The following is a 2461-nucleotide window of genomic DNA, read 5'->3' on the forward strand; positions in this document are numbered from 1 at the left end:
GCCCGGCGTGAGGGTGCGCAGGTGCTGGCCGGGGGTGGGGTGCCGGCGTTCGGTGACGCCCGTGACGGTGGCGCGTACGTGCAGCCGACGGTGTTGACGGGGCTCGGCCCGCAGGCCCGCACCAACACCGAGGAGATCTTCGGGCCGGTGGTGCATGTGGCGCCGTTCGATGACGAGGACGAGGCGTTCGCGTTGGCCAACGGCACGGAGTACGGGTTGGCGGCGGCGGTGTGGACGCGGGATGTGGGTCGGGCGCATCGGGCCGGTATGCGGTTGGATGCGGGGATCGTGTGGGTGAACACGTGGTTCCTGCGCGACCTGCGCACCCCGTTCGGTGGGGTCAAGGCGTCCGGGATCGGGCGCGAGGGCGGCGTGCACTCCCTCGATTTCTATTCCGAACTCACCAACGTCTGCGTGGACCTGACATGAGCGTGCAGGCCATCAGGCGCAGTGGCGTGGAGCCCCGTGGCGGCTTCGCGCGCAGCGAGGAGTCGACATGAGCGTTGATTACGAGGCGGCGGCGCGGGAACTGGTCGAGGCACGGGAGAGCGGCAAGCCCTGCCCGCCGCTGCGGGGGCGGCTGTTGCCGGAGGGGGACGTCACGTCGGCGTACGTGGTGCAGCAACTCCAGGTGCGGCAGTGGTTGCAGCGGGGCCACCGGCGGGTGGGCGCGAAGATCGGGCTGACCTCGCGGGCGGTGCAGGAGAGCTTCGGGGTGTTCCAGCCGGACTTCGGCGTACTGCTCGACGACATGGCGGTGCCCGATGGGGCCGAGGTCGCGATGGACCGGCTGTTGCAGCCCCGGGTGGAGGCGGAGGTCGCCTTCGTGCTGGGTGCGGATCTGCCCGACGAGCGGATTACCAGTGCGGATGTGATCCGGGCGGTGGATCATGTGTTGCCGGCGATCGAGATCGTGGATTCGCGGGTGGCGGGGTGGGACATCTCGATCGTGGACACGGTGGCGGACAACGCCTCCAGCGGCCTGTTCGTGCTCGGCACGACGCCGCGTCGGCTGGCGGATGTGGACCTGCGGTTGTGCGGGATGGTCCTCGAACTGGCCGGTGAGCCGGTGTCGGTGGGGGCGGGCGCGGCGTGTCTGGGTAATCCGTTGCACGCGGTGCAGTGGTTGGCGCAGACGATGGCCCGTTCGGGTGATCCGCTGCGCGCCGGTGACGTGGTGCTCTCCGGGGCGCTCGGTCCGATGGTGCCGGTGACGGCCGGGGCGGCGTACGAGGCACGCATCTCCGGCCTGGGCTCTGTCCGCACGTGCTTCTCCAAGGAGGCGTCGTGACCACCGGCGTGGCGGTGATCGGGTCGGGCAACATCGGCACCGATCTGATGATCAAGGTGCTGCGGTTGTCGGAGTCGTTGCGGATGGTGGCGATGGTCGGCATCGACCCCGACTCCGACGGTCTGGCGCGGGCGCGCAGGTTGGGTGTGGCGACCACCGCCGAGGGTGTCGACGGCTTGGTGGCGATGCCGGAGTTCGCGGACGTGGAGTTGGTGTTCGATGCCACGTCCGCTGGGGCGCACCGGCGCAACGACGTGGTGTTGGCGGCGCATGGTCGGCTGGTGGTGGATCTGACGCCGGCGGCGATCGGTCCGTACGTGGTGCCGCCGGTGAACCTGGACGAGCACCTGCACCAGCGCAACGTGAACATGGTGACGTGTGGTGGGCAGGCGACCGTGCCGATCGTGGCGGCGGTGGGTCGGGTGACGCCGGTGGCGTACGGGGAGATCGTGGCGTCGATCGCGTCGAGGTCGGCGGGTCCGGGCACGCGGGCGAACATCGACGAGTTCACCGAGACCACGGCGCGGGCGATCGAGGTGGTCGGCGGCGCGCAGCGCGGTAAGGCGATCATCGTGTTGAATCCGGCGGATCCGCCGTTGTTGATGCGCGACACCGTCTACTGCCTGTGCGAGGACGCTGACGCCGACCGGGCGGCGATAGCCGGGTCGGTGGCGCAGATGGTCGCGTCGGTGCAGGAGTACGTGCCGGGGTACCGGTTGAAGCAGGACGTGCAGTTCGACCGGGTGGACACGTATGTGCCGTCGTTGGGTCGGCATCTGCGCGGGTTGCAGGTGTCGGTGTTCCTGGAGGTCTCCGGCGCCGGCCATTATCTGCCGGCGTACGCGGGGAACCTGGACATCATGACCTCGGCGGCGCTGCGTACGGCGGAGCGCCTGGTCGCGCTGCGCCCCATGGCCACCTCGGAGGTCCTGTCGTGACTGATCTGTACATCCAGGACGTGACGTTGCGCGACGGCATGCACGCCGTGGCGCACCGGTACACGGTGGAGCAGGTCCGCACGATCGCGGCGGCGTTGGACGCGGCGGGGGTGGCCGCGATCGAGGTCGCCCACGGCGACGGGCTCGCGGGTTCGAGTGTGAACTACGGTCATGGTGCGGCCAGCGACGCCGAGTGGATCGCGGCGGCGGCCGAGGTGATGACGAACGCGAA

3 protein-coding genes and 1 pseudogene are annotated in these 2461 nt (G+C 70.0%); all 4 read left to right on the plus strand.

What is annotated here, in order from left to right; genetic code table 11:
* The coding region (locus AB0883_RS30705; protein WP_366644760.1) for an aldehyde dehydrogenase family protein at positions 1-429 on the plus strand (429 nt) is incomplete at its 5' end.
* Between the two features lie 67 nt (positions 430-496).
* Entirely contained in the window at positions 497-1291 is a 795-nt protein-coding gene (locus AB0883_RS30710; RefSeq protein ID WP_366644761.1) for a fumarylacetoacetate hydrolase family protein, read from the plus strand.
* Positions 1288-2229 (plus strand): acetaldehyde dehydrogenase (acetylating), encoded by a 942-nt coding sequence (locus AB0883_RS30715; protein ID WP_366644762.1) that lies wholly within the window; start codon positions 1288-1290, stop codon positions 2227-2229. The genes AB0883_RS30710 and AB0883_RS30715 overlap by 4 nt, the downstream gene beginning before the upstream one ends.
* A pseudogene (locus tag AB0883_RS30720) lies at positions 2226-2461 on the plus strand (4-hydroxy-2-oxovalerate aldolase); the annotation flags it as partial. The gene AB0883_RS30715 and the pseudogene AB0883_RS30720, both read left to right, overlap by 4 nt.

This window comes from Micromonospora sp. NPDC047812, from assembly GCF_040704175.1.
In the GTDB taxonomy this organism is placed as follows: domain Bacteria; phylum Actinomycetota; class Actinomycetes; order Mycobacteriales; family Micromonosporaceae; genus Micromonospora.